Source organism: Erythrobacter westpacificensis (assembly GCF_039542285.1).
Lineage (GTDB): Bacteria > Pseudomonadota > Alphaproteobacteria > Sphingomonadales > Sphingomonadaceae > Alteraurantiacibacter > Alteraurantiacibacter westpacificensis.
On sequence record NZ_BAABHV010000022.1, the window covers coordinates 57,921 to 81,748 of the forward strand.

At 63.0% G+C, this 23,828-nt stretch carries 28 protein-coding genes and 1 tRNA gene; 11 read left to right on the top strand and 18 right to left on the bottom strand.

From position 1 onward, the window contains the following. Window positions 1–12: 12 nt before the first annotated feature. From ABFX23_RS15405 to ABFX23_RS15440, 8 genes are all read right to left on the bottom strand, one after another. On the bottom strand, window positions 13–648 hold the full coding sequence (locus ABFX23_RS15405; protein ID WP_346033876.1) for a S24 family peptidase: 636 nt from the start codon (window positions 646–648) through the stop codon (window positions 13–15). A 316-nt stretch (window positions 649–964) separates the two neighbouring features. Continuing rightward, on the bottom strand, window positions 965–1,162 hold the full coding sequence (locus ABFX23_RS15410) for a DUF6961 family protein (protein WP_428831674.1): 198 nt from the start codon (window positions 1,160–1,162) through the stop codon (window positions 965–967). A 124-nt stretch (window positions 1,163–1,286) separates the two neighbouring features. After that, window positions 1,287–1,886, bottom strand: a complete 600-nt coding sequence (locus tag ABFX23_RS15415) for a thermonuclease family protein (protein WP_346033878.1) — start codon at window positions 1,884–1,886, stop codon at window positions 1,287–1,289. Between the two features lie 51 nt (window positions 1,887–1,937). After that, on the bottom strand, window positions 1,938–2,771 hold the full coding sequence (locus ABFX23_RS15420; protein WP_346034044.1) for a hypothetical protein: 834 nt from the start codon (window positions 2,769–2,771) through the stop codon (window positions 1,938–1,940). Beyond that, complete coding sequence (locus tag ABFX23_RS15425; RefSeq protein WP_346033879.1) at window positions 2,771–3,586, bottom strand: type-F conjugative transfer system secretin TraK; 816 nt, start codon at window positions 3,584–3,586, stop codon at window positions 2,771–2,773. The genes ABFX23_RS15420 and ABFX23_RS15425 overlap by 1 nt, the downstream gene beginning before the upstream one ends. After that, window positions 3,583–4,149 carry a type IV conjugative transfer system protein TraE gene (locus ABFX23_RS15430; protein ID WP_346033880.1) on the bottom strand — a complete coding sequence of 189 codons (567 nt, stop codon included), beginning with the start codon at window positions 4,147–4,149 and terminating at the stop codon, window positions 3,583–3,585. The genes ABFX23_RS15425 and ABFX23_RS15430 overlap by 4 nt, the downstream gene beginning before the upstream one ends. 14 nt (window positions 4,150–4,163) lie before the next feature. Continuing rightward, window positions 4,164–4,451, bottom strand: coding sequence for a type IV conjugative transfer system protein TraL (gene traL, locus ABFX23_RS15435; protein WP_119585960.1), 288 nt, complete (start codon window positions 4,449–4,451; stop codon window positions 4,164–4,166). A 34-nt stretch (window positions 4,452–4,485) separates the two neighbouring features. Further along, complete coding sequence (locus tag ABFX23_RS15440; RefSeq protein WP_159797553.1) at window positions 4,486–4,800, bottom strand: hypothetical protein; 315 nt, start codon at window positions 4,798–4,800, stop codon at window positions 4,486–4,488. Between the two features lie 373 nt (window positions 4,801–5,173). Between ABFX23_RS15440 and ABFX23_RS15445 the strand changes: the two genes are divergently transcribed. From ABFX23_RS15445 to ABFX23_RS15455, 3 genes are read left to right on the top strand one after another with little or no spacing between them, the layout of a single operon-like run. Further along, window positions 5,174–5,665 (top strand): hypothetical protein, encoded by a 492-nt coding sequence (locus ABFX23_RS15445; protein WP_346033881.1) that lies wholly within the window; start codon window positions 5,174–5,176, stop codon window positions 5,663–5,665. Beyond that, a complete protein-coding gene (locus tag ABFX23_RS15450; RefSeq protein ID WP_082385242.1) occupies window positions 5,658–5,885 on the top strand; it encodes a helix-turn-helix transcriptional regulator in 228 nt (75 codons plus the stop codon). Before ABFX23_RS15445 ends, ABFX23_RS15450 begins: the two co-directional genes overlap by 8 nt. A gap of 50 nt (window positions 5,886–5,935) precedes the next feature. Next, window positions 5,936–7,069: a S1C family serine protease gene (locus ABFX23_RS15455; RefSeq protein ID WP_082385243.1), complete on the top strand. Its 1,134-nt coding sequence runs from the start codon at window positions 5,936–5,938 to the stop codon at window positions 7,067–7,069. A 48-nt stretch (window positions 7,070–7,117) separates the two neighbouring features. On the opposite strand, the gene ABFX23_RS15460 is transcribed toward ABFX23_RS15455, so the two are convergent. Together ABFX23_RS15460 and ABFX23_RS15465 are read right to left on the bottom strand one after the other, a co-directional pair. Then, the gene (locus ABFX23_RS15460) at window positions 7,118–7,618 is read right to left on the bottom strand and encodes an Hsp20/alpha crystallin family protein (RefSeq protein ID WP_346033882.1); all 501 of its coding nucleotides are present in this window, start codon (window positions 7,616–7,618) and stop codon (window positions 7,118–7,120) included. Window positions 7,619–7,721: 103 nt separating this feature from the next. Further along, window positions 7,722–8,231 (bottom strand): Hsp20 family protein, encoded by a 510-nt coding sequence (locus ABFX23_RS15465; RefSeq protein WP_346033883.1) that lies wholly within the window; start codon window positions 8,229–8,231, stop codon window positions 7,722–7,724. A 143-nt stretch (window positions 8,232–8,374) separates the two neighbouring features. Here ABFX23_RS15465 and ABFX23_RS15470 point away from each other — a divergent pair, with 143 nt between their 5' ends. After that, complete coding sequence (locus ABFX23_RS15470) at window positions 8,375–9,394, top strand: IS110 family RNA-guided transposase (RefSeq protein ID WP_225081822.1); 1,020 nt, start codon at window positions 8,375–8,377, stop codon at window positions 9,392–9,394. Window positions 9,395–9,922: 528 nt separating this feature from the next. Here ABFX23_RS15470 and ABFX23_RS15475 read toward each other — a convergent pair. After that, window positions 9,923–9,997, bottom strand: a tRNA-Val gene (locus ABFX23_RS15475). Between the two features lie 81 nt (window positions 9,998–10,078). Then, entirely contained in the window at window positions 10,079–11,983 is a 1,905-nt protein-coding gene (gene sppA / locus ABFX23_RS15480) for a signal peptide peptidase SppA (protein WP_346033884.1), read from the bottom strand. A gap of 112 nt (window positions 11,984–12,095) precedes the next feature. On the opposite strand from sppA, the gene ABFX23_RS15485 reads away from it, so the two are divergent. The 3 genes from ABFX23_RS15485 to ABFX23_RS15495 are packed head-to-tail and all read left to right on the top strand — an operon-like array spanning window position 12,096 to window position 15,098. Further along, the gene (locus ABFX23_RS15485; RefSeq protein ID WP_346033885.1) at window positions 12,096–13,127 is read left to right on the top strand and encodes an aspartate carbamoyltransferase catalytic subunit; all 1,032 of its coding nucleotides are present in this window, start codon (window positions 12,096–12,098) and stop codon (window positions 13,125–13,127) included. Then, a complete protein-coding gene (locus ABFX23_RS15490; protein ID WP_346033886.1) occupies window positions 13,124–14,347 on the top strand; it encodes a dihydroorotase in 1,224 nt (407 codons plus the stop codon). Before ABFX23_RS15485 ends, ABFX23_RS15490 begins: the two co-directional genes overlap by 4 nt. Beyond that, window positions 14,340–15,098 carry an SDR family NAD(P)-dependent oxidoreductase gene (locus ABFX23_RS15495; protein ID WP_346033887.1) on the top strand — a complete coding sequence of 253 codons (759 nt, stop codon included), beginning with the start codon at window positions 14,340–14,342 and terminating at the stop codon, window positions 15,096–15,098. The genes ABFX23_RS15490 and ABFX23_RS15495 overlap by 8 nt, the downstream gene beginning before the upstream one ends. A gap of 67 nt (window positions 15,099–15,165) precedes the next feature. Here the strand turns inward: ABFX23_RS15495 and ABFX23_RS15500 are convergent, their stop codons facing one another. The 3 genes from ABFX23_RS15500 to ABFX23_RS15510 are packed head-to-tail and all read right to left on the bottom strand — an operon-like array spanning window position 15,166 to window position 17,833. After that, on the bottom strand, window positions 15,166–16,629 hold the full coding sequence (locus ABFX23_RS15500) for a tetratricopeptide repeat protein (RefSeq protein ID WP_346033888.1): 1,464 nt from the start codon (window positions 16,627–16,629) through the stop codon (window positions 15,166–15,168). A gap of 14 nt (window positions 16,630–16,643) precedes the next feature. Next, window positions 16,644–17,099, bottom strand: a complete 456-nt coding sequence (locus ABFX23_RS15505) for a hypothetical protein (protein WP_346033889.1) — start codon at window positions 17,097–17,099, stop codon at window positions 16,644–16,646. An 11-nt stretch (window positions 17,100–17,110) separates the two neighbouring features. Beyond that, window positions 17,111–17,833 carry an AAA family ATPase gene (locus tag ABFX23_RS15510; protein ID WP_346033890.1) on the bottom strand — a complete coding sequence of 241 codons (723 nt, stop codon included), beginning with the start codon at window positions 17,831–17,833 and terminating at the stop codon, window positions 17,111–17,113. A gap of 253 nt (window positions 17,834–18,086) precedes the next feature. Between ABFX23_RS15510 and ABFX23_RS15515 the strand changes: the two genes are divergently transcribed. The 4 genes from ABFX23_RS15515 to bfr all read left to right on the top strand — a co-directional run bounded on the left by ABFX23_RS15515 (window position 18,087) and on the right by bfr (window position 21,442). Next, entirely contained in the window at window positions 18,087–19,154 is a 1,068-nt protein-coding gene (locus ABFX23_RS15515) for an SPOR domain-containing protein (protein ID WP_346033891.1), read from the top strand. Between the two features lie 75 nt (window positions 19,155–19,229). Next, window positions 19,230–20,507, top strand: a complete 1,278-nt coding sequence (locus ABFX23_RS15520; protein ID WP_346033892.1) for a DUF418 domain-containing protein — start codon at window positions 19,230–19,232, stop codon at window positions 20,505–20,507. Between the two features lie 107 nt (window positions 20,508–20,614). Then, on the top strand, window positions 20,615–20,806 hold the full coding sequence (locus tag ABFX23_RS15525; RefSeq protein ID WP_346033893.1) for a (2Fe-2S)-binding protein: 192 nt from the start codon (window positions 20,615–20,617) through the stop codon (window positions 20,804–20,806). 132 nt (window positions 20,807–20,938) lie between these two features. Further along, window positions 20,939–21,442: a bacterioferritin gene (gene bfr, locus ABFX23_RS15530; protein WP_346033894.1), complete on the top strand. Its 504-nt coding sequence runs from the start codon at window positions 20,939–20,941 to the stop codon at window positions 21,440–21,442. Between the two features lie 7 nt (window positions 21,443–21,449). On the opposite strand, the gene ABFX23_RS15535 is transcribed toward bfr, so the two are convergent. The 3 genes from ABFX23_RS15535 to der form a co-directional block, all read right to left on the bottom strand. After that, window positions 21,450–21,650 carry a hypothetical protein gene (locus tag ABFX23_RS15535; protein ID WP_346033895.1) on the bottom strand — a complete coding sequence of 67 codons (201 nt, stop codon included), beginning with the start codon at window positions 21,648–21,650 and terminating at the stop codon, window positions 21,450–21,452. A 134-nt stretch (window positions 21,651–21,784) separates the two neighbouring features. Next, window positions 21,785–22,294 (bottom strand): DUF2721 domain-containing protein, encoded by a 510-nt coding sequence (locus tag ABFX23_RS15540; protein ID WP_346033896.1) that lies wholly within the window; start codon window positions 22,292–22,294, stop codon window positions 21,785–21,787. Window positions 22,295–22,314: 20 nt separating this feature from the next. Continuing rightward, window positions 22,315–23,799, bottom strand: a complete 1,485-nt coding sequence (gene der, locus ABFX23_RS15545; protein ID WP_346033897.1) for a ribosome biogenesis GTPase Der — start codon at window positions 23,797–23,799, stop codon at window positions 22,315–22,317. Between the last annotated feature and the right edge of the window lie 29 nt (window positions 23,800–23,828).

The following is a 23,828-nucleotide window of genomic DNA, read 5'->3' on the forward strand; positions in this document are numbered from 1 at the left end:
TTAGCCAGCTAGCTAGAGCGACCGTCCGAACCAGATCACCCGCCCGACGATATGAACCTCGGCGCGTTCCATGTCGTTCCATGTCGGATAGGCCGGATTGTCGCTGGCAATCGTGATCTGTCGGCCGCCCGGCTTGATGGCGATCCGCTTGACCACAAGCGCATCATCGGCGCGCAGGACATAGATGCCGTCGCGAAGCCGCGACGCATGATCCGAGGCGTCGACCAGAACTTCGTCGCCATCGCTCAAGGTCGGTTCCATGGAATCGCCGGCTACACGAACGATCGACAGACTGGCGCTCTTGGCTGAGGTCAGGCCCCGTAGCCAACGCTCATCGAAGCCAAAGCGCGTCTGTGCATTCTCGCTGGAGGCGATCGCCCCGAACCCTGCGGAAGCTTCCACATCGAGAACCGGGATCTCGATGAGGCCATCGACTTCGGTATTTGCCGGGCCACCCAGGACCTGCTCATCGACGCCGAGGAAGCTCGCCAGAATGCGGCGATCTTCGGAATCGAGCGTGCGGGGCGAGCCGCGCTTGATGAACTGCTGAATGTAGCTGGGGTTGCGGCCGAGCATCCGCGAAATCGCGGCATAGCCGTAATTCCCCTTGCGGAGCAGCCGGTCGAGCTCCTCGCGGACATGTTCCATTTCTTTCGCGTCCTTCGTCCGGGATCGTAGGATTCTTCCTAGACCTGAGGATGCATTCCTACTAAGAACATAACAAGAACACAAGTGATTCTTGGAAAGCGATGCGAGTTGTCGATGACCCTACTGGAACGGATCGAAATCTATCTGACAGATAATGACATCTCCGCGACCACCTTTGGCCGCGCGGCTGTGGGCGACCCCCGCTTCGTGCTCGATCTCAGGGCAGGGCGGATGCCGCGCAAGCGGACGATCCGGCGGCTGGAAGACTACCTCTCGGAACATGAAGCGGGAAGGAGACCAGACAGCGATGACCGCGTTACTGTTTCAGGTTGCCGCGATCCCCAAGCTGCGAGAAGCGCTCGGCAACCTGGCGCCACAATTGCACGCCGCCATGCTCGCCCGAACTCTCCAAATCAGCAATGCGCTCTGCGATAAATTCCTTGCCCCTGTCGCCGTGATGTTTCTCGACCCACAGCGCCATTCCCCAGAGTTCCTCGTCCCTGGTCAGGGCCACAGCAGGCCGCCGAACGCGGTGAGCATTCCGAAGATAACGAGGCTGCCGACAAAGATTGCCTTTAGCCGGAAGGGCCAACCGACCTTGTTTGTCTCAGCAGACTCGGATGTGCCCCTATCACGCATCAGCACCACGGCTCCCTGCGACCCGTCCATGTGCGCGCCAGCCCTTCGGACACGAGTTGGTCGCCCAGTGAGCGTCCGCCGCGCATAATGACGCGCAGCTTGCGTCCATACTGGTCCTCGTCGCGATTCCCGATTGCCGCGAGCGAGAACTTGCCCTGGTTGAGCAGGACGACGAGCCGATCACGCGCCCGGATCCCAAGCTCATACTCGGCATCGCATTCCGGCTGGGATATCTCGGGCGTGTCGATATCGGCTATGCGGATCTTCACGCCTTCAAGCCAAATCGTGTCGCCATCGACGACGCAGGTGCGGCGAACGAGGCCACAGACCGCGAAGGTGTGGCGCGGAGCTTCCTGTGCGCTAGCCGCGAATGATGACCAGTTAATGCCGACGATGCCGATGGCCGTTCCAAGCAGCATGCCGCCTGCAGCGAGCATGGACACGGTCCACACCCGTTTTCGCTTCTGGCGCCGAATTTCCTCACGAAAATCGAACACCTTCGCACCGTCCGACGTCCCGGGTTGCGCCCTGTCAGAGAAGTTCTCGCTCACCTGCGGCGCCGATAGAATAATCGCCACGTCATGCGGTCCTTCTGCCATCGCTGTGACTTCACGCCAAGCGGATAGCCTCGCAATAACACTGATTTTCGGCTATAAATGCGGTCGGTCCTCTCCAATTGGCGAGAGAAGAGGTGAGATTGTGGCCCGAGTGAAAGGAGACAAGCAATGACCAATCCTGACAACTCCCCACCCCCATCCAAGGACGACTGGCAGGGTTTTCGCGAGCTCGATCGAGCCATCGCTGAAAACCGTCTTACAGAATACACCTTCAAGAAGGCGTGGGCTGACCGGTGGGAGCGATATGCATTGATCGCTACGCTCGCCAAAGGTCAGCATGTCGAGCCCGCCTGGCCGCGCGGCAGTTGGGTTCGCACCGCCGTTGCCCTCGCCGGGCGGTGTCACGCCGGGACCATAAGCGGGTGGCGGCATGGCAGGCGTTGCGGGTGGGGCTTCGCGCGAGCGCTCGAGTTCGGTCCTGAGCGCCGCATTCTCCGCCGAGATCGCATCGATCGCGACCTGCCCGTCGCTCATCATCCGCGCATTCTCGGCGCGCAGGGCTTCCAATTCCTGCTCGATTTCGGGGCGCGGGAGCTGGGTCTCCTGCAAATCCTTGATTGCGCGGCCTTGCGCGTCGAGGCGGTTGCCATAGGTGGCGACGAACTCGCGTTGCGAGAGGTTGCGATTGACGAGCCCGCCGGTGTCGATGCTGGCAACGCTCTCGCTGTCACCCGACGCACTGTCGTCATCGTCGAGGATGAACCATGCCCCGGCCAGCAGCGCCACGCCTCCGATCCCCGCAAGCAACAGTTTCTGGCGCTGTGCGATATTTGCATTGAGGTTGCGCCGTGTGTCCTTGCGTCCTGCATCCTTGCGTTCGGAAGGTTGTGCGTCGCTCTCGTGCTTTGTGTCCTTGGTCTCGGCCATTATTCGAGCCCTCCCGCAGCAAAGACAAGAAAGGCGCTGGTCGCTTCGCCGGGAGCGAGCATCTCGCGGCCATAGGCAAAGGCAAGCGCACCGGCAGGGGCTTCGCGTTCGCTAGCAAGGTCGAGCGGTTCGCCGCCAAGATTGCGGATGAGGAAGCGCTGGCCGGTAAGCTCGGCGCCGTCATATTGCGCGACCTGCTGAACTTCGATGGAACCGGTGCGGCGCGGACGCGACAGTTCTGCACGCGCGGCAAAGCCGGGCAGGACAGCATCGCTCGCCATGGCCTCGATCAGGCGGATGGCATTGTCGGACGGACTTGCGCCTGCCTGCCATTCTTCGGCTCCGCTGCGTGCAAGCGCGGGATTGGTGATGAAGAGCTGGGTTGCTTCATTGCCGCCAAGGCGGCAGGCGAACTTGTAGACATGGCCCGCCTGGCTGGTGGCGAAGAAACTGATCCGGTCCGAAGCATATTGCGGCGGGACCGACACATAGATGTCGCCGCGCACCGGCTCGTGGGTCACCTGGAAATCATTGTAGGGGAAGCCGCTGGCGATCTTCGAGACATTGGCAAAGCCGTCCTCGATAAGCGCGATGCGGGTGAGCTCGCCGCGCGCCAGTTCGCATTCGATCGTCGAGCCATCGCTCGCCTCGATGAACTGGTCGGCAAGCGCCGGTGTCGGCACGAGGGCAAGGCCGAGCGCGGTAAGGCCGGCGAGTTTCAAGGCGACATCGCGGCGCTGCTGTGCGCCCACGCTGAAGAATGCGAGGCCGGTTGCGGCAAGCATAGCGGAGGCGGGATTGCTGAGGAGGTTCATTGGTCCTGGTCCTCTGGAGTTGAATTCTGTTCGAAGCCGGTGAGCGCGAGGCTCAAGCCCCGCCGCGACCAGCGGAATGTGAAGCTGCGCTCCTGGCTCGCGATCACCTGCGCACCGACGAAGGTCTTGAGCGTGCCGCTGACCGTCGAGGTCAGCGCCTTGGTGTCGACCTCCATCGCGCGAATGACGAAGGCCTGGCTGATGTCCGAGCCGCGCTGTTCTTCGACGATGGCGACGAGCTCGGCCTTGAGACGGCCGTGGGCTGCGGGGTCGGCCAATTTCAGGATCTGCTCCATCCAGTAGTCGAGGCTTTCGGGCGCACGGTTGAGGAGCATCAGCGCGGTGTCGCGGGTGACAAGCTCGAGATAATGCGTGTCCACTCCGCCGCTCGAGACGGTGAGCGTCTCGGAGGTGATCGGGACCAGCACGATAGCCTCGTTACGGGTCACAGCGGCACCGATACCGATCAGGCTGGTGACGCCAAGCACGCCCGCAAGCGCGGCGAAGCGGTTGCGCTGTGCCAGGTGGCGTTGGGCCTGTTCGTGCGCGAATTCGGATTGCATGAGTGGTCCTCCCCTCAGCCTGCGAGCAGGCGGCAGTGGGAGGGCGGCGTGGCTTTGAGGCCAAGGAATGACCCCGGCAGGTACCAGTAGGCAGCATGCACCAGCTTCGCGCCCTTGTTGCCTGACTTCGCCTTCCGCAGGCCGAACCAGGCAATGACCGAAAGGCCTGTGCCGATGATGATGTGCTGCGTAAGGATGCCCCAGGCAAACGGGATCAGCATCCCCGCAAACTCGTCCACGGTCCAGAAGCCGATAAGCTCCGGATCGTCGAGCCGCCGTGGAACAATATACCTGTCGGCCATGCCGCCCTCCCTGTCGTGAACCGCGAGGAACGCGTCAGATGACCGCGGTCACGACAGAGGTGACGATCGGCACGCCGGTGCCGACACCGATCCCGACGCCCACGGGAACGGCAACCTGGCCGAGCGCAAAACGTCCCGAGGCAAGCGCAATCAGGCCGCCGGCAAGCGAGAGCACGGTGATGATCTTGCCGCCCGAGCCTTCGAGGAAATCGGTAAACATGGTCAGCGCCGGATCGAAGGTGGTGTCGGCGCCGGCATAGGCGGCGCCCGCGATGGCGAGCGCCAGTGCGGCGGGCACCATGTAGTCGCGCATCCGCGGCGTGGAACGGGTCAGGGTCTTGGTGGTCATGAAGGAAACTCCGGTTGGTTGATCGATAACAGCGAGCATGTCGTTCGCTGTATGTTCTTTCCTTCAACCGGAGCGGCGTTGTAGGAAATGGCGTGGCGTGCAATTGCGATGCCTGACCAAGCAAAAAGCGACAATTCGCGCGGATGGGACGGGATTTTGCGCTCATGGGACGCGATTTCGCGCGCGACTGGCCGGTTTCTGCGCCCAGGCTGCCGGATATTGCGATTTGGCGACCGGATTTCGCGCGAATCGTCGGTGGAAAGCGATTCGGTGCTTCCTCTATGTTCCTTTTATGTTCTTTTCATTTTCCTACACATCTCCTTCGCCCTATTTCTCGATTCGACACGAGGAAGAGTGCGGAAAGGAATGACCAGTGGCTGACGAAGCGGAGTACGCAGAGGAGCGGATAAGAGCCGGACTGGCGCACTTGCTGATCGCAGCTGTGGAAGCAAGCGGGCGCGCCAGGTGCGAAATAGCTACCGACGCGAATATCCATAAGGATGCCTTGCGAAGGATACTGCAGGCTGAGCGATCGGCGACGCTGGGCGAGGCCTTGCGTATCCTTGAGGCAAGCCGCGCGGCTCCGCGTGCACATCTTCTGCTGTTTCTTGTCTGCGGGGATGGTCAGGCAATCGATTGGCTGCAATCCGACCTCGCTAAATTTTTTGAAGAATTCAGCACGGAGTTTCCACGGGCATTATGCAGATCATTGGGGGAGAGTGTTGGCAATGTGAATCCGCGCTGGGCTAAGGGAACGGCCAACCGGGTTGCAAGGATGCTTGCCGATCACATCACTGAGCTTGAACGCAAGGATCAGTTTCTGCGAACCTTCTTCATCGGTGAAGGGGGGCAAGAACATGTATAACCTTAACAATACCGCGCACTGCGAGTCTGACCGCCCGACCCGTCTCATTAGGATTAGGGAGGTGCAACATCGTGTGGGATTAGGACGCTCGACGATCTACCGCTGGATGGCCGAAGGGAGGTTTCCCAAGCCTGTACAACTTGGCGGCCGATCGGTTGGTTGGACCGATGCTCAGATCGAGGCTTGGATCCAGGACAAGCGAAATGCCGGTACCGGCTGAATTCTCGCAACGCACATTGAACTGTGTTCTTCAGACGTTAAAACGCCTCAATGCAATTTGTTGATAAGCAACAAAGGCGCGCAGCGCGCACACCTTTGGTAGTTCTGGTAGTTCTGAATATCATGCTCTTGACAGCCGTAGCTACACTTCTTCTTGCGCAAGCGACGCCAACTGCCGAACCACGCGTCGTCACTCCGCGTGGCGAGCTTGGTGCAGATGAACGTGCCACCATTGAGTTGTTTCGCAATGCGCGCGAGTCGGTCGTCTTTATTTCAACTCGCCAGCACGTCACCAATTTCTGGACGCGCAATGTTTACAGCGTGCCGCGTGGATCGGGTTCCGGTCTGGTATGGGACGCAGCGGGTCACATAGTTACGAATTTCCATGTTATCGAGGGGGCATCGGAAGCGCAGATTCAGCTCGCCGATGGCCGTCAGTTCTCTGCCAGTCTCGTCGGTGCAAGTCCACAACATGACCTTGCAGTCCTGAAAATAGGTGGAGCAGGTTTCGTTGCTCCGGCACGGGTTCCTATCGGCTCCAGCGGGGATCTCCAGGTCGGGCAGAATGTCTTTGCGATCGGCAATCCATTCGGCCTCGACTGGACGTTGACCAAAGGGATTGTTTCGGCTCTCGACCGGTCGTTGCCCAATGAGGACGGGCCTGACATTCGCCATCTCGTACAGACCGATGCCGCCATCAATCCGGGCAACTCGGGAGGCCCGCTGCTCGATTCTGCCGGAAGGCTGATTGGGATCAACACCGCAATCTATAGTCCGTCTGGTGCATCGGCCGGAATCGGGTTCGCGGTGCCCGTCGATACTGTAATGCGCGTTGTGCCGCAGCTTATTGCGGACGGGCGTTACACCCGCCCAACCTTGGGGGTCGAGAGTGATGACGAGATCAATGACAGGCTCAAAAGCGTTTCGGGGATCGAGGGAGTATTTGTGCTGCGTGTCGATCCAGGTTCGGTCGCCGACCGTGCTGGGCTGAGTGCTGCACAACGCACCAGGCGAGGTGTTGTGCCGGGCGACATTATTACCGCATTGAACAGTCGTCCTGTTTCCCGCGTCGGCGACCTACTGGCGCGGCTCGATGATTTTCGCGTGGGACAGACCGTCGAACTGACATTGTTGCGTCGTGGTGAAGAGCGCACGGTCACGCTCGAACTCGAGTCCGGCGTCTAGCAGAGATGCTGGGACCGGCCTCCCACAGGAGGCCGGTCCTCTGCCCTGTCAGCGGGCCTTGATGGGGATTGCCTTGCGCTTCTCTGTCGCTTCGGCGGTACGCGGGACGGTGACAGTCAGCACGCCATTCTTGAACGTGGCTTCGACCTTGTCCTCGTCGATCTGCGACGGCAGGCCGATGCGACGCTCGAAGCGGCCATAACTGCGTTCGGAATAGCCGCGTTCCTCGTCGCTGGTTTCGGACTTCTTTTCACCCCGGATCACCAGCTGGTGATCGTCCAGGCTGATTTCGATGTCCTTTTCGTCCATGCCTGGCAGTTCGGCCGTGACCCGGATTTCCTTGTCGTTCTCCGACAATTCGACACGCGGCCAGCCAAGGCTGCGTCCGATGGACGGCAGCGAGGGCATGGAAAACCCGCGAAACATGTCGTCGAACAAGCGATTGATATCCCGGTGAAGCGACATCACTGGATGATCGACCCGCTCCTCCTGCCGGGGAGCGATATCCTGGCCCTGGCTCTTCCAGGGAATGAGATCACGAATAGCCATCTCGACAGTCCTCCTATTTTCCGACTGGTTGAGGCAAAGCCTCTCCAAGCGGGGCGGGCGCGATCACGCCCACCCCGCCGAGGATTTGCCCGATGAATGAGGCTTAAGCCGCTTTGTCTTCGGTCAGCTGGGGAGTGTCATCGTTGACATGCTCGTGGCTTCCGATGGCGATCTTGCGCGGCTTGAGCGACTCAGGAACGCTCCGCTGGAGCGAAATCGTCAACATGCCGTTTTCGTAGTTCGCATCGCGGACCTCGACATAGTCGGCCAGCTGGAACCGGCGCTCGAACGCGCGCGCAGCGATACCGCGATGCACGTATTCGACACCTTCCTCGTCCTTCTCGGTCTTCTGACCGGAGATGACGAGCTGGCTCTGCTGGGCAGTAATGTCGATTTCGTCCGGACGGAAGCCGGCTACCGCAATATTGATCCGGTAGCTGTCCTCGCCGGTGCGGACGATGTCGAAGGGTGGGTAGCTGTCCTGCGTCTCGGCACGGAAGCTGTTCTCAAGCGCATCGAAGAGCCGATCGAAACCGACCGTCGAGCGGCGATAGGGGGTCAAATCAAATGCAGTTCTCATTTCCAAATCCTCCTTGTTGAGCAATCTGGGCATGAGAGGCGCCGGGAACCAAGAGCCGACGCCCTCTGTCCAACCGGACCCGTTATGGCATCTGACGTGATGGCGTGGACGGCCCCTGCATCAGCTTAGTTGTGCCATGATGCGGCCGTTGTAGGTCCACGTCTAGGAGTCGGCAGATGAAGCAGGAGATTGTTACCGTCGGATTGGATCTGGCGAAGAGTGTTTTCCAAGTGCACGCGATCGGGGGCGACGGAACCGTGCTAGTCCGGCGCAAGCTCCGGCGAGCAGAGGTAATCGGTTTCTTCACTGATCTTCCAAGTTGCCTTGTGGGTATGGAGGCATGCGCATCGGCGCATCATTGGGCTCGCGAGCTGATAAAGCTGGGGCACGACGTTCGACTGATGCCACCCGCCTATGTGAAGCCCTATGTTAAGCGCGGGAAGACCGACGCAGCAGACGCAGAAGCGATCTGCGAGGCGGTGACGCGTCCGACGATGCGGTTCGTCGCGGTAAAGACCGCTGAACAGCAGGCGGTGTTGATGCTTCACAAGAGCCGCGACCTGATGGTGCGCCAGCGGACCATGCTCATCAACGCATTGCGAGGGCACCTGGCTGAGTACGGTATCGTGACCGGCGTAGGTGCCGGCGGTGTGACCGCGATGCTCAAAGCGTTGCATGAGCGGCAGGGAGAGCTGCCTGTTCATGCTCGGTCAGCGCTACACAGCCTGGCTGCCCAACTTAGGGCGCTAGCCAACGAGGTCGACCGGTTAGAGGCGCAGATACTCGCGTGGCACCGCACCGATGAGACGAGCCGGCGGCTCGCCACGATCCCGGGGATCGGTCCGATCACCGCGTCGGCCATATCAGCGGCGGTGCCAGATGCGTCTCTGTTCCGATCAGGGCGTCAGTTCGCGGCATGGCTTGGGCTCACGCCTCGAGCGAACAGCTCCGGCGGCAAGGAACGGCTGGGCGGGATCACCAAGCAGGGCGATGGCTACTTAAGGCGGCTGCTCGTGGTCGGCGCGACGGCAGTGATGCGGATGACGCGCAAGAATGCAGATCGGCAACCGTGGATGGCCCAGCTCCTCGAACGCAAACCTGCGAAGATCGCGACAGTCGCGCTCGCTAACAAAACAGCACGCATTGCTTGGGCGGTGATGTCGCGCAAAGAAGTCTACGTGGCGCCCGCCGCGTGACTGTCGTCCGCACCGCCGGATAACGCCCGGCGGCAGGATGGCGTAGGAGTAGCTGAGTAGTGATGACGAACCGGTCAGACCGGGGGCCAGCAAAACCCAGGGGGTCACAGCGCTTCGAGCGCGATGACGTGATTAGGGAGCCGGCCTGCGGACTTCATCAGGGCCAGCAGCCATAAGGTGCTGCGCGAACAGGCCGAACACATGGATGCACCCGACCGATACTCATCTCTACTAAAAAAGCTCTTGCGCCGCAGGGGTCGTCCACACATGGACCTACAACGGCCGCATCATGGCACAACTAAGCTGATGCAGGGGCCGTCCACGCCATCACGTCATAGGCTCGAAAAACATGCGTGAGAAGCAGCATCCTCGACCGGCAGCTTGCAACCGATCAGGAACTTGAGACGGATGGGCATTCTGACCAATTGCTGGGGTTGGCAGACGCCAAATTTAACATGGGACCTGACGAGTATTTTTCATACTCGTTTCATACAAAGCGCCACGATCTCACGTAAGTTATTGAAATCGTGGTGGGCGCGGCAAGGATTGAACTTGCGACCCCACCCGTGTGAAGGGTGTGCTCTACCACTGAGCTACGCGCCCGCCGATTCACGGCAGGGGCGGGCCTTTGCCATTTTCACGGCGCCAAGACAAGGACTGTTTGTGCGGCCGCGCAATCCAGTGTCAGTCGAGGCCCAGCCGGGCCAGCAGCGATAGCCACGATGACGGCCTTGCAGGAGCAGCAATGCCGCGTGCCGCACCGGGAACGGCAACGCATTCGAGACAGCGGGCCTGCACGCCCTCGACGGCCATGAACCGGTCGAGACCGTCCACCACCTGTCCCAGACGTGCAGCTTCGCGGCGCGCGAAGATCGAGGCGACGTCGCGTGTGCCTGCTTCGTGGGCATCGCTGCCGCCCATCAGCAGCTGTGCCAGCAGCGTGTCGTAGCTGGGGGCGTCCTTGCCAAGGTAGCGCACCTCGTAGGAGCCTTCTTCCAGGTTCGCGCGGCCTGCCGCCCAGGCAATGGCGGTGTCGAGATCGCCGAACTGGTCCACCAGGCCCAGTTGCCGCGCCGTGCCGCCGTCCCATACGCGGCCCTGGCCCAGCTCATCGGCTCGCTGCGGGGTGATATTGCGCGCTTCGGCTACCAGCGAGAGGAAGCGGTTGTAGAAATTCTCGGTCGAGGCTTGCAGCACCGCGTCTGCTTCCGGGGTGAAACCGCTCAGGATGTTGGGCTGGCCGGAGAGGCCCGTCGTGCGCACGCCATCGGTGGTAACGCCGTATTCGGCCAGCAAGTCCTCGAAACTGGGCACCACCAGGAACACGCCGATGGAGCCGGTGAGCGTCTCTGGCTCTGCAAAGATGCGTTCTGCAGGCGTTGCGATCCAGTAGCCACCGCTGGCAGCGTAATTGCCCATGGATACCGCCACGGGTGTGCCCGCTGCACGGTGGCGCATGATGGCGCGACGGATGGTTTCGGAGCCGGTGACGGTCCCGCCGGGCGAATTCACACGAACCACCAGCGCATCGAGATCGTCGTCCAGGGCATCGTCCAGCAGGCCAGCGATACGTTCTGCGCCGGCGGAACCGGGGCCGGCCTTGCCGTCGCTGATCTCGCCATCCACGGTGACGACGGCAATGCGGCCATCGCTGCCGAATTCCAGATTGCGCTGCACCTCGGCCAGCCAGGGGTCGTACTGCGTGTTGGCGAAAGTGCCGGGTTCGTCGGACCAGTCATTCTCGCCTACTTCATTGGCGATACGCTCTCCCCATTCGACGCGCGTGCCGAGCCGGTCGACCAGACCTGCGGCGAGGGATGCCTGCGCGATATCGTTGTTCGAGGCGGCGAGCCATGCGGCAACGTCCTGCGTCACAAGGTCGATATCGGCTTGCGGGCGTGCGGTGGAGACATTGGCGCGCCATTCCTGCCACAGCGTTGCGAGCAATTGCGACAGGTTCTCCCGCGCCTCGGGCGACATGCCGGACTGCGTATAGGGTTCCACCGCGCTCTTGTAGGTGCCCACACGATAGACGTTCGCCGTTACGTTGAAGCGTTCCAGCGCCTGCCCAAAATAGGGGCTTTCGCCGCCCGGCCCCATGATCGCCACGCCGCCCATCGGATCGAGCCAGATCTCGTCGGCGTGGGCGGCCAGCAGCATGGCATCGTCGCCATATGCATAGGCATAGGCATAGATCGGCTTGTCCGCAGCGCTGAAGCGATCGAGGGCCCCGGCAATTTCGCTCATGTGTACGGCCCCTCCACCGAGGAAACCGGTGAGGTCGAGCGCGAGGACTTCGATCCGCTCGTCACCAGCCGCTTCGTCGATGGCGCGGACGAGATCGCGCGCGGCATATTCGCGCACGGGCAGTGTTTGCGAAAGCAGCGCCTGGAAAGGATCGACAGGCGCCACCTCTTCCACGACTGAACCGTTGATATCCAGCAGCAGGGCCCCATCGCGCACCATGCCGGGATTGGGGCGCATGCTGAGAATGGCGAACAGCGACGCGAAGAACAGCAGCAGGAACAACAGCGCCAACGCGTCCTTGATGCCGACCAGCAGCCGCCAGACCTTGCGTGCAAATGCCATGTAATCGCGATCCCTTCAGCGAGTGATTGCATACATCTAGGGGCCATGGGGCGCGAGGGCCAGCGATAAGAGCTTGAGCGGTCGATGCCGCTCGACTAAGGGCCATGCTTTAATGACATCGCCGCAAAACGCCTCCTCCGGCAGCCGCTTTCCCAAGGGCGGAAGAGCCTTCCCGCATCGCGACCTGATCGGCATTTCGTCGCTGGAGCGGCACGAAATCCTCTACCTGCTGGCAGAGGCCGAGCAGTACGTCGCATTCAACCGGCAGGCTGCCAAGCATTCGGAGCAGCTGGCCGGCCTGACGATCATCAACGCCTTCTTCGAAAATTCCACGCGAACGCTGCTGTCCTTCGAGATCGCGGGCAAGCGGTTGGGGGCGGACGTCGTGAACATGTATGCCGCGCAGTCCAGCGTGAAGAAGGGCGAGACGCTGATCGATACTGCGGTGACGCTCAATGCCATGCGCGCCGATGCCATCGTGATCCGCCATGGCAGCAGCGGAGCCGTGGGTCTGATCGCCAACAGTGTCGATTGTCCGGTGCTCAACGCGGGCGACGGGCAGCACGAGCATCCGACCCAGGCGTTGCTGGATGCCCTGGCATTGCGGCACAAGCTGCGCGAACGCGGACACGATGCGGAAGATTTCACCGGCATGACGGTGACGATCTGCGGCGATATCCTGCACAGCCGGGTCGCCCGGTCGAACATCCTGTGCCTGCAGGCGCTGGGCGCCACCGTGCGCCTGTGCGCACCGCCCGCGCTGATGCCTGCAGGGATCGAGCGGATGGGCGCCGTGCCGTTCCACGATTTCGACGCCGCACTGGATGGCAGCGACGTGGTGATGATGTTGCGTTTGCAGAACGAGCGGATGGACGGGCAGTTCATTCCCAGCCCGCGCGAATACCGCCACCTCTACGGCCTCACACCCGAACGGCTGGCGCTGGCAAGGGACGATGCCATCGTGATGCACCCCGGCCCGATGAACCGCGGCGTGGAAATTGACAGCACGGTTGCCGACCTGAAGGATCGATCAATCATCACCAGCCAGGTGGAAATGGGCGTTGCCATCCGCATGGCCTGCCTCGACGTGCTGACACGCAAGGCGCGCGGTGTGCCCGGTTGGGGTGAGGGGGAATGGGTATGAAGCAGATGCGGCCCCTTTCCATTACCGGCGGCACCATCGTCACGCCCGGCGGCCTGCGAGATGCGGCGCTGCGCTGTGCAGACGGCGCAATTGTCGAAGGCGATGCGCAGGACGGCGACGATCTGATTGACGCCAAGGGCAAGCTCGTGGTGCCGGGCGTCGTCGATCTCGGCGTGTTCGCGATCGACAAGCCGGCCTTTCACTTCGGCGGCATCACCCGCGCGGCGCTGATGCCAGACCAGTCCCCGCCGCTGGATCACCCGGCGCGGGTTCGCTTCATGGCGCAAAGCGGAAAGCCGGACCTGTGGGTGCATCCACTCGCCGCGGCGACGCAAGGATTGGATGGCGCGCAACTCGCCGAGATCGCGCTGATGCGGGAGGCCGGGGCCAGGGCGATTGCAACGGGGCGCAAGTGGATTGCCGATAGCGGCGCGATGCTGCGCTTGCTGCAATATGCGGCGATGCTGGACATGGTCGTCGTCACTCACGCCGAAGACGGCGGGATTGCCGGAAAGGCTGCAGCCACGGCGGGAGAGATGGCCACGCGGCTCGGCCTGCCAAGCGCGCCGAAACAGGCGGAAACGCTGGCGCTGGCGCGGGACATGGCGCTGGCGGAAATGAGCGGCGCGCGCGTCCACGCGCGGCAGGTAACCACCCGCGCAGGTTGTGAACTGGTGCGACAGGCAAAGGCGCGCGGCGTGAACATCACCGCCGGCGTTACGCCCGCGCATTTCATGCTCAGCGACATTGCCATGGGCGATTACCGCACCTTCACCCGGCTTTCCCCGCCCTTGCGCGAGGAGGACGACCGCCATGCCGTGATCGAGGCCATCGGCGATGGCACGATCGATGTGATCGCCAGCGGCCACGATCCGCGCGGACCGGAGGACAAGAACCTACCCTTCGCCGATGCGGCACCCGGGATGGCAGGGGCGGAAACTTTGCTGGCGATGACGCTGACGCTGGTGCGCGACGGCGTGATAGACATGGTTCGCGCTTTCGACCTGCTGGCGCGCAATCCGGCCCGGTTGCTGGGCGTTCCTGCCGGTTCGCTGGAAGTCGGGCTCGAGGCGGACATCGCGCTGCTCGATCCCGAAGCGCCGTGGGTGGTGGATTCGCGGGAGATGGCGGCAGCGGCTGGCAACACACCGTTCGACCGCCAGCCGGTGCAGGGCAGGGTGACGGCTCTCTGGAAAGGCGGAGTGGCAATCGATGTTTGATTTTTCGGGCAAGCGCGTTCTGGTGACGGGCGCGGCTTCGGGCATCGGAGAGGCAGCAGCGAGGGCGCTGGCCGAAGCTGGGGCAGCACACCTGGTGCTGGTCGATCTCGACGAAAGCCGACTGGCCGCGATGGACCTGCCATGCGAGACGTCCCGCCATGCAGGTGACGTTGCAGATGAGGCGCTGTGGAACGCGATCGAAGAGGAGTGCGGCGCGCTGGACGCGGCCTTCCTGAACGCGGGGATTGCCGGAAGCCCGGCGCCTTTCGCCAAGATGTCGCTGGGGGATTGGCGCGCGGTGATGTCGGTCAACCTCGATGGCCTTTTCCTGTCGCTGCGCACGGCCATGAGGCTGGCGAATGACGGGGCTACGATGGTAGTCACCGCTTCTGTCGCAGGGGTGAAGGCGGAGCCCACGACCGGGCCATACGGTGCATCCAAAGCGGGCGCGATTCACATGGCGAAGATTGCCGCCAAGGAAGGCTTTGCGCGCGGTATCCGTGTCAATGCCATTGCACCGGGCGGCGTCGATACGGCGATCTGGGACGGCGTGCCCTTTTTCGATGACCTCGTTGCCAAGCACCAGGGCGACCGTGCGGGCGCCCTTGCCGAGATGGCGCGGGGCATGACGCCCATGGGCCGTTTTGCAACTGCAGAGGAAATAGCCGGACAGGTCATGTTCCTGCTTTCCGAAGCTTCTGGCACCATTACGGGCAGCACGCTCGTAACCGACGGCGGCTATTCGCTCTAGGCAATGAAAAGCCCCTCGTTCGCGACATGCGAAGAGGGGCGAATCAAATCAGCTAGGATTTCCGCTATCAGCGGCGTGCCAGCATCACGCCGCCACGGTCCACTGCGCCGGGCAGCGGGCTGTTGGCGGCCCAGGTGATGCAACCTTCCCCGGACGAGGAACTGTTCACGCTGGAGCACATCGAGCGGCTTGACGCGACGTTGAAGCCACCTGCCGACACGCGCCAGTAGCGCTTGCCGCGCACCACGGCCTCGGTGATGACCATCTCGTGATCGGCCAGCTCCGGATGGCGGCTGACGTAGATGCCCCAGGCGCGGCGCGCACCCTGCTCGCTGGAGAAGCTGCCGAGCTGCACGAGGTGCGTCGGATCCGCGACCGGACCGGCCGAAGCCACGCTGGCGCGAGCCGTTGCGGGCGCGGGTGCAGGAGCCGTTTCGGACGAGCGTGCCACGGCCTGACGAGAGGCCGGACGCGGTGCCGGGTTGGACGATGCTTCGCGCACCGGAGCAGCCGCGCGCTGACGGGCAGGCACTTCCTGCACCAGCGGGGCGCGGGTGAATGACATCGAGTCCGTCGTCACCGGAGCCAGCGCAGCGACCTCGGGAGAGGGCGCGGCGAACGATTCGGCGAAATTGACCGGCGGCTGCGTTTCAGTCTTGTTTGTGTCGAGACCAATTTCCGGCTCGCGGCTAGCGGCCGCAATGGCAGAAAGCGCGACAGGCGCGGAAGCATCGAGCGCGGCCAGTTCGCCGCCAGTTGCGGGAGCCTCCACGCTGCTCTGCGCAGCAAGCTGTTCCATGCTATCATTGAGATTGAGCGCGAGGTGAACCGGCTGGCCCATGTCGCGAACGCCTGCGGGCACGCCGAGCAGTCCCGCCACGCGATGCTGGTAAGCCTCGCTATGGGTCATCTGCGCCCATTCCTGCATCCGAGCGCCGACCTGGTCGGCAGGCACGTCCTGCTCCACCATCAGGCGGGCGTCGCGCCAGCGACCGGCCACGGCATAGGCATAGGCGAGATTCTGGCGCACCTTGACCGTGTTCTGGCCCTGGCGAATGGCATTGGAAAGGATGTGGATACCGCGTTCCGGCTCTCCGGCAAGCGCGAAGGCGAGGCCGAGATCGGGCGCTGCGATTTCGCCTTCCCAGTCACGCAGCAGAGCGCTTGCTTCGGTGAAGCGGCCTTCGCCGGTGAGGGCGAGGGCAAGGCTGAGAGCGGCGCGCGGGCTGTTGTCGCCCAGCGCCATGGCATCCTGGAAACTCGTGGAAGCGGAGGCGAAGCGGCCTTCCTGCAGGTAGGCATTGCCCAGGGTCAGGCGATACTGCGCATTGTGCGGCTCTGCCGTCACTGCCAGTTCGGCGTGCTGGATGGCTTCGCTGGTGCGGCCATGCTGCATGGCGTGCTGCGCATCGGAAGCGGCAACTTCGGCGCGCGGCGTGCTGTTGGCCGTGCAGCCGGTCAGAAGGACAGCGGCCATGGCAGTGCTGACGCCAAGGCCGATCATCGGATTGCGGTTGTCTTTACCGTTCATCGGATAGGTCCCCCTCAGGACTTGCTCTTGTTGCCCGCGACGTGCGCGGCGATGGAATCGAGTTCGGGAATGTCGGACAGGAAACGGTCCAGCGCCTCGGTCACCAGTTCCTGCGCGCTGCAATCCTGCATGGTGCTGGCAAGGCGCAGCTTGAGATGCCGTTCGACATCCAGGCGCAGCGTGAAAGCCGCGCGGCGGCCCTGCTCTGTAGCCTTCTGCCGGCGCTTGCCAGGCTTGGCGACGGGCGATCCGGCGCTATCGTTGGCGATACGCAGGGGAACGACAGAATCGTCTCCGCCCATGTCGTTCCAGCCAAGCGCCGACTGGCTTTCGGCCAGGTCGTCGAAATCGTCTCCCAGCGTCGCCGTGCGATCGTTTTGCGTGAGTTGGGTCCGCATGGCGGGCTTTGCCGTACCCTTGCGGGCAAGGAGCATGGGGCCAAGCGAGGCGAACGAATTGCTCTCTGTCATGGCGCGCCCCATTACTGTGCTACGCGGCGGCCGAAGCCTCCGCCCTGCGCGCGGGCTGCGCCGTTCGCCTGTGCGGCCTTGCTGCCGGGGGCGGCAAAGACGGTGCGGCGGAAGTTCTTTTCCAGCCGATCGGCGATGTAGTGCCACAGCGCCGTCACTTCCTGCGCGCTGCGACCTTCGGGATCGACTTCCATCACCGTGCGGCCGTCGATCATCGAGGCCGCGAAATCGGTGCGGTGGTGAATGGTGATCGGGGCAACCGTGCCATGCTGCGACAGCGCGACGGCGGCTTCCGAAGTGATCTTTGCCTTGGGCGTCGCCGCGTTGACCACGAAGATCAGCGGCTTGCCGGCGCGTTCACACAGGTCCACCGTGGCGCCGACAGCGCGCAGGTCGTGCGGGCTAGGACGGGTTGGCACGACCATCAGTTCCGCCACCGATATCACCGACTGGATAGCCATGGTGATGGCAGGCGGCGTGTCGATCACGGCCAGCTTGAAACCCTGCTGGCGCAGGATCGCAAGGTCGTTCGCCAATCGTGCGACGGTGGTCTGGGCGAAGGCGGGATACTCCGCCTCACGCTCGTTCCACCAGTCGGCAAGCGACCCCTGCGGATCGATGTCGATAAGCACTACCGGGCCAGCGCCAGCGCGCTGCGCCTGGACAGCGAGGTGTCCGGATAGGGTGGTCTTGCCAGAGCCGCCCTTCTGCGATGCCAATGCCAAAACGCGCAACGCGATTCCCCCTTGGAACAAACGACCCGACCAAGTCTCAATGCGGGCCTTCGCCTAAGGGCTTCGCAGACTACCCTTTATTTTGAGTTAATTTGCCTGAGCGGGCAGCGCGCTTTTTTCGGTTCGACTGCGGCCGTGCCGAGTGGCAACCCGCTTTGTCGGCGATCGGATAACCGCGGACAATAAACGCTTTGCTAACGCCTTGTTTACTATGGCACCGTGCGCACCGCCTGGACTGGGGGACAGATTTATCATGGCTGACCGCAACGTTTCTGTTTTCGCCAAAGTCGCCAGTACGCTGGCCTTGTTCGCACTCGCCGCGCCCTTGGGGGCAACGGTGCGCGACGGCGTGGATGCATGGTCGCGCGGGGATTATGCCGCCGCAGTTGCCGAATGGCAGGGCCCTGCCGAGGCAGGCGATCCCGACGCGATGTTCAACATGGGCCAGGCTTACCGCCTGGGCCGCGGTGTGCCGACCGACATGGCGCGCGCGGAGGAGCTCTATCGCAGCGCGGCGCGCGCCGGTCACGTGCAGGCGGCAGATACATACGGCCTGATGCTGTTCCAGGACGGCCGCCGGGAAGAGGCGCTACCCTATGTGCAGGCAGCAGCAATGCGCGGCGATCCGCGAGCGCAGTACTTGATTGGGATTGCGCATTTCAACGGCGACCTCGTGGAACGCGACTGGGAGCGCGCCTATGCGCTGCTGACGCTCGCCAATGGTGCAGGGCTACCGCAGGCCGGCCCGGCGATCGAGGAAATGGATGGTTTCATCCCCCTGGAGCAGCGGCAAAGCGCTGCGGGCCTCGCCCGGCAGATCGAACTGGAGGCAGAGCAGGTGCGGTCAGCGCAGCTTGCAGCAGCCGACCTTTCAGGGCCGACGACGGCCACCGAGACAGTTGCACCGACCCCGCGGCCTTCGGTCGCGCAGTCCCCCTCCATTGCCGCGGCACGCAATGCGGTGGAGCAGGCGCGCGAGGCGACCGGCATGGAAGATCCGGCAGTGGCAGGGGCCAGCTTTGCCCGGCCCGAAACGCCGCCGGCGCCGGCGCCGGTGCCTCCGCCTCCCGCTCCGCGTCCTGCGGCGGCTAACGGCCCCTGGCGGGTGCAACTTGGCGCTTTCGGCGTGCCCGGAAATGGCGAACGTCTGTGGAGCAGGGTGTCGAGCCGCCCCGAGATCGCCGGGCGCGAACGCCTGTTCCTTTCGCGCGGCCGCGTAACGGTGGTGCAGGCGGGCGGCTACGCCTCGCAGGCCGATGCGCAATCGGCCTGTACTGCGCTGAAGCGTGGCGGATTCGATTGTCTGGTGACGCGGGACTGAAGGCCGGATCGCGGCGCTTCCCAAATCCCCTTGCTGCCTGCATAACGCCGCCGGGACGCACACAGGGGAAGCGGCATGGACGAGAACACGGCAACGCCCGATGGCGAGGCGCAGGCGATTGCTCCTGCCACTAGAGGCGAACGCATCGCCAGCCTGGACTTCATTCGCGGCGTGGCAGTGCTGGGCATCCTCGCTGCCAACATCGTTGCCTTCGGCCAGCCGTGGAGCGCCTATGCCTGGCCCGACGCTTTCCTGAGCGGGCACGATGCGACGGCGGATTGGCTCTGGGTGGCCCAGTTCGTCCTGATCGACGGCAAGATGCGCGGGCTGTTCACCCTCCTGTTCGGCGCGGGAATGGCGTTGTTCATGGAAAAGGCATGGGAACGCGGCGCGTCGCAGGCGCTGCTGGTGCGTCGACTGGTTTTTCTGCTGCTGTTCGGCCTCGTCCATTATTTCTTGATCTGGCGCGGCGATATCCTCGTACTCTATTCGGTGGCCGGTTTTGCCGCGATGCTGTTCCTGCGATGGTCGGGGCGGAGGCTCCTGACGCTCGGCCTGCTCGGCTATCTGGTCGGTGCTCTCGTATACGCTCTTGCCATCGGATCGGCCTATGTCATCGCCGATACCGCGTTCGGACAGGCCGAGGGTATGGAAGAGGCGCGTGGATCGATCGCGGAAGGCAAGCAGACCGCGATTGCCGACGACCAAGCCGAGATCCCCATCATGACGGAAGGCAGTTATGCCGATTTCGTGGGCCATAACTTCGCTGAACACGCGGGCGATCCGCTGAATGCGATCTTCTTGATGATTTTCGAAACAGTGCCCCTGATGCTGATCGGAATGGCATTTTACCGCCTCGGCTGGTTCGGGACATGCGGCAATCGTCGCAGCCGCATGGCGTGGGGCTGGGGCCTGTTTCTCACAGGTGCGGGCCTCAGCCTGTGGATGGCGCTTTGGGTGAAAGCGGAGGGCTTCACCTACTGGGCAACGCTCTCGGCGATGATGGCGTTCTCCATGCTGCCGCGCCTGCCGATGATCCTGGGGCTGGCCCTGCTGCTGGCGCTGTACGGAAATTCGGCCAGCGGCTGGCTTGCCGAGAGGCTTTCGGCGGCGGGCCGGGCTGCTTTCACCAATTACATCGGCACGTCCATCCTGATGATGCTCATTTTCCATTCATGGGCAGGGGGATTGTGGGGCGAACTTACACGGCCCGAACTGTACCTCGTGGTCTTGCTGGGCTGGGCGGTCATGCTGACCTGGTCCCGGATCTGGCTGGCGAAGTATCGCTACGGCCCGCTCGAATGGCTGTGGCGATGCCTCACCTATGGGCGGGCCTTTACCATCCGGCGATGACCGTGCGAGATTCTTGAGAATTATTCTCAAATAGCTTGCTAATGCAATTTATTCGCATTAATTTGGTCTCAGTTCAGTAGCCGAGAAGCAAGAGATTCGCGCACCACATGTATACCTGCATCTGCAACGCTATCCGGGAAGATGAACTGCGCAAGGCTGCGCGGCAGCACCGCGGCGGAGCGGAATCGGTTTACGCCAAGCTGGGCAAGCGTCCCAACTGTGGTCACTGCCTCGAAGAAGCGGAATATGTGATCGCCGAAGAGCGAGAGGCGCTTCCCTGTCCGCTCGCCGCTGCCTGAACATTCCTGATTTGCATTCGCAATAGCGCGGTTTTCCGCCGTTTTTTGGCAATCGCCCGGTCGGTTTCGCTTGCAAACGGTTGGCGATCCTGACCAACTGCGCGCACGAAAACTACACGCAGGAGACAGGCCATGAAGGGCGACGCCAAGGTCATTGAATATCTCAACAAGGCCCTCACCAACGAACTGACGGCGATCAACCAGTACTGGCTGCACTACCGCGTGCTGAACGACTGGGGCGTCTACAAGCTGGCTGAATACGAGCGCCACGAATCGATCGACGAGATGAAGCACGCCGACTGGCTGGCCGACCGCATCCTGTTCCTCGACGGGCTTCCCAATTTTCAGGCCCTGCACAAGTTGAAGGTTGGCGAGACCGTGGAGGAGATCCTCAAGGCCGACCTCGCGCTTGAGAACGAGGCGATCCCGCTGCTGAAGGAAGCGGCCGAGTATTGCCAGGAAGTGAAGGATTTCACCTCCGGCCAACTGTTCGAGAACATCCTTGCCAGCGAGGAGGAGCACGTCGACTTCCTCGAAACCCAGTTCGACATGATCGAGCGGATGGGTATCCAGAACTACGTGCAGCTCAATTCCAAGGCCGCCGGTGAAGGCGAGAACGACGCGGGCGCCGCCTGATATCCGGTCAGCCCACACGCCAGTAGGAGGAGCCGCCCACGTGGCGCTTCTCCAGCCGGGCGACCAGCTTTTCTCCGTCGCGAATGCTAGCCTTGCCATCGGCAAGGTTGATGTCCGCGACGACAAGTGCCGTCGCGATGTCGGGAACATCGAAGCTTTGCCGCGCCCCGTCGGAACCGGCCTGAAAATCAAGCTGCAAGCGCTGCATTGTTGTAAATCTCCTAACGGGCACTCAAGAGGCCCATTTATTACAACAACATAACAGCGTGACGGGGGTGTGGCAGATTGCTCGGGCTGCCCTGAAATTCGCTCACCCTGTCGCAGGGCGTGCAGCAGACGGGTTTATTCCATTTCCTTTTCGCGCTTGCGCGCCAGAATTTCACGGCTTCGTTGGCGCCGCTCGCGCGCCGTAGCGCGGGCGAGGTTCGTCTCACGGAAGAAAAGCAGCAATGCGGCGGAAAGCTGAACCATGGTGGCCACCCACAGGACCGCCACCAGCGTGCCGATGCGCGGTTCGATGAATGCGCTGATGAACAGTACGGCCACCACGACGCAGATCGTCAAAGCCGCCGATGTCGACAGGTTCACGGCCATTTGCGCGTAGCTCTGTCGCTGGATAAGTCCTGGCAGCTCCTCCACCTCGCGACCGGCTTCGCCCATCTCGTCCTGCCGCTCGATGAATTCGATCCTGTCGAAAAGCCAACTGAGCCGCTGGTTCATCACGTTCAGCATCGCGCCAATCGCGGCCAGCAGGAAGACGGGCGCAAGGCTGAGCTGCACGATCTCCTGCACGCGCACCGTGCTCGACGTGCGCTCGATCAGTTCGCCGGTGATGGAAAGTGTCTCGAACATTGTCGTCTCGGGCTCGGGCGCTAATCGCGGCCCTGACCACCGCTGAACTTGCCCCCGCCGCCGCGGTTGGAATCGTAAGGGTTCTTCGGCGATTTGAGCGTCAGCCGCACCGGCACTGCGCCGAAGCCCAGCTTGCGGCGTATGTCGTTGAGCAGGTAGCGCTCGTAGCTAGCGGGCAGGTCATCCAGGCGGGAGCCGAAGATGACGAACCGCGGCGGGCGTGTGCCCACCTGCGTGATATAGCGCAGCTTGATCCGGCGTCCGCCGGGTGCGGGCGGCGGATTGGCGGCCAGCGCGTCGTCGAACCAGCGATTGAGCGCCGAGGTCGGCACGCGGCGGCTCCACGCATCGCGCAGTTCGAAGGCCGCGCCCAGCATCGTGTCGAGCCCCTTGCCGGTCATTGCGGACACTGCGAACAGCGGCACGCCCTTCAGCTGTGACAAGCCTTCTTCCAGTGCGCTGCGAATGCCGTTGAACAGGGCGCTGGGATCTTCGGCGATATCCCACTTGTTGATCGCCACCATCAGCGCGCGGCCTTCGTCGATCACCTGGCTGGCGATCTTCAGGTCCTGCACTTCCAGGCCGCGCGTCGCATCGAGAAGCAGCACCACGACTTCGGCATAGTCGACCGCGCGCAGGCCATCCTGCACCGAGAGACGCTCCAGCTTGTCGACCACCTTGGCGCGCTTGCGCATCCCGGCGGTGTCGATCAGCTTGATGACGCGGTCCTCGCCGGTCTTTGGATCGGTCCATTCCCAGTCGATCGCGATGGAATCGCGTGTGATGCCCGCTTCCGGCCCGGTCAGCAGCCGGTCCTCGTCCAGCAGGCGGTTCACCAGCGTGGACTTGCCCGCATTGGGGCGCCCCACGATAGCGAGGCTGAGCGGGGCGGACGGATCGACCTCCTCCAGTTCCTCGCCCGCTTCGGCAGCGGCCCTGGCCTTGTCGGCGGCGATGGCCGCTTCGGCCTCGTCCTCCAGTTGCATCTGCTCGGCCTTGTCGCCGATCAGCGGGATCAGTGCACTGTAAAGGTCGGCGACGCCCTCGCCATGTTCCGCGCTCACCGGCACGGGTTCGCCAAGGCCCAGCGAGTAGGCCTCCAGAATGCCGCTTTCGCCTGCATTGCCTTCGGACTTATTGGCGATCAGCACGACAGGCACTTCCTGCTGCCGCAGCCAGCGGCCGATTTCTTCGTCGAGCGGAGTAAGCCCGGCGCGCGCGTCGATCACGAACAGCGCGGCATCAGCGCCTTTCAGCGAGACCTGCGTCTGCGCCAGCATCCGGCCGGGAAGGGACTTGTCGTCCTCGTCCTCCCACCCGGCGGTGTCGACAGCTTCGAACTCCAGCCCCGAAAGGCCAGCGAGGCCCATGCGCCGATCACGCGTAACGCCGGGCTGGTCGTCGACCAGCGCCAGACGCTTGCCGACCAGCCTGTTGAACAGGGTCGACTTGCCGACATTGGGGCGGCCGATGATGACCACCTGGGGGAGCCTGCGCTTTCTCATGGGCCGCAGGTGGCGCTAGGAGAGCAGAA

Coding starts and splice junctions, on each gene's coding strand:
- ABFX23_RS15405 (WP_346033876.1), bottom strand. CDS start 648: ATGGAACATGTCCGCGAGGAGCTCGACCGGCTGCTCCGCAAGGGGAAT.
- ABFX23_RS15415 (WP_346033878.1), bottom strand. CDS start 1,886: ATGGCAGAAGGACCGCATGACGTGGCGATTATTCTATCGGCGCCGCAG.
- ABFX23_RS15420 (WP_346034044.1), bottom strand. CDS start 2,771: ATGGCCGAGACCAAGGACACAAAGCACGAGAGCGACGCACAACCTTCC.
- ABFX23_RS15425 (WP_346033879.1), bottom strand. CDS start 3,586: ATGAACCTCCTCAGCAATCCCGCCTCCGCTATGCTTGCCGCAACCGGC.
- ABFX23_RS15430 (WP_346033880.1), bottom strand. CDS start 4,149: ATGCAATCCGAATTCGCGCACGAACAGGCCCAACGCCACCTGGCACAG.
- traL (WP_119585960.1), bottom strand. CDS start 4,451: ATGGCCGACAGGTATATTGTTCCACGGCGGCTCGACGATCCGGAGCTT.
- ABFX23_RS15440 (WP_159797553.1), bottom strand. CDS start 4,800: ATGACCACCAAGACCCTGACCCGTTCCACGCCGCGGATGCGCGACTAC.
- ABFX23_RS15450 (WP_082385242.1), top strand. CDS start 5,658: ATGTATAACCTTAACAATACCGCGCACTGCGAGTCTGACCGCCCGACC.
- ABFX23_RS15455 (WP_082385243.1), top strand. CDS start 5,936: ATGCAATTTGTTGATAAGCAACAAAGGCGCGCAGCGCGCACACCTTTG.
- ABFX23_RS15460 (WP_346033882.1), bottom strand. CDS start 7,618: ATGGCTATTCGTGATCTCATTCCCTGGAAGAGCCAGGGCCAGGATATC.
- ABFX23_RS15465 (WP_346033883.1), bottom strand. CDS start 8,231: ATGCCCAGATTGCTCAACAAGGAGGATTTGGAAATGAGAACTGCATTT.
- ABFX23_RS15470 (WP_225081822.1), top strand. CDS start 8,375: ATGAAGCAGGAGATTGTTACCGTCGGATTGGATCTGGCGAAGAGTGTT.
- sppA (WP_346033884.1), bottom strand. CDS start 11,983: ATGGCATTTGCACGCAAGGTCTGGCGGCTGCTGGTCGGCATCAAGGAC.
- ABFX23_RS15485 (WP_346033885.1), top strand. CDS start 12,096: ATGACATCGCCGCAAAACGCCTCCTCCGGCAGCCGCTTTCCCAAGGGC.
- ABFX23_RS15490 (WP_346033886.1), top strand. CDS start 13,124: ATGAAGCAGATGCGGCCCCTTTCCATTACCGGCGGCACCATCGTCACG.
- ABFX23_RS15495 (WP_346033887.1), top strand. CDS start 14,340: ATGTTTGATTTTTCGGGCAAGCGCGTTCTGGTGACGGGCGCGGCTTCG.
- ABFX23_RS15500 (WP_346033888.1), bottom strand. CDS start 16,629: ATGAACGGTAAAGACAACCGCAATCCGATGATCGGCCTTGGCGTCAGC.
- ABFX23_RS15505 (WP_346033889.1), bottom strand. CDS start 17,099: ATGACAGAGAGCAATTCGTTCGCCTCGCTTGGCCCCATGCTCCTTGCC.
- ABFX23_RS15515 (WP_346033891.1), top strand. CDS start 18,087: ATGGCTGACCGCAACGTTTCTGTTTTCGCCAAAGTCGCCAGTACGCTG.
- ABFX23_RS15520 (WP_346033892.1), top strand. CDS start 19,230: ATGGACGAGAACACGGCAACGCCCGATGGCGAGGCGCAGGCGATTGCT.
- ABFX23_RS15525 (WP_346033893.1), top strand. CDS start 20,615: ATGTATACCTGCATCTGCAACGCTATCCGGGAAGATGAACTGCGCAAG.
- bfr (WP_346033894.1), top strand. CDS start 20,939: ATGAAGGGCGACGCCAAGGTCATTGAATATCTCAACAAGGCCCTCACC.
- ABFX23_RS15535 (WP_346033895.1), bottom strand. CDS start 21,650: ATGCAGCGCTTGCAGCTTGATTTTCAGGCCGGTTCCGACGGGGCGCGG.
- ABFX23_RS15540 (WP_346033896.1), bottom strand. CDS start 22,294: ATGTTCGAGACACTTTCCATCACCGGCGAACTGATCGAGCGCACGTCG.
- der (WP_346033897.1), bottom strand. CDS start 23,799: ATGAGAAAGCGCAGGCTCCCCCAGGTGGTCATCATCGGCCGCCCCAAT.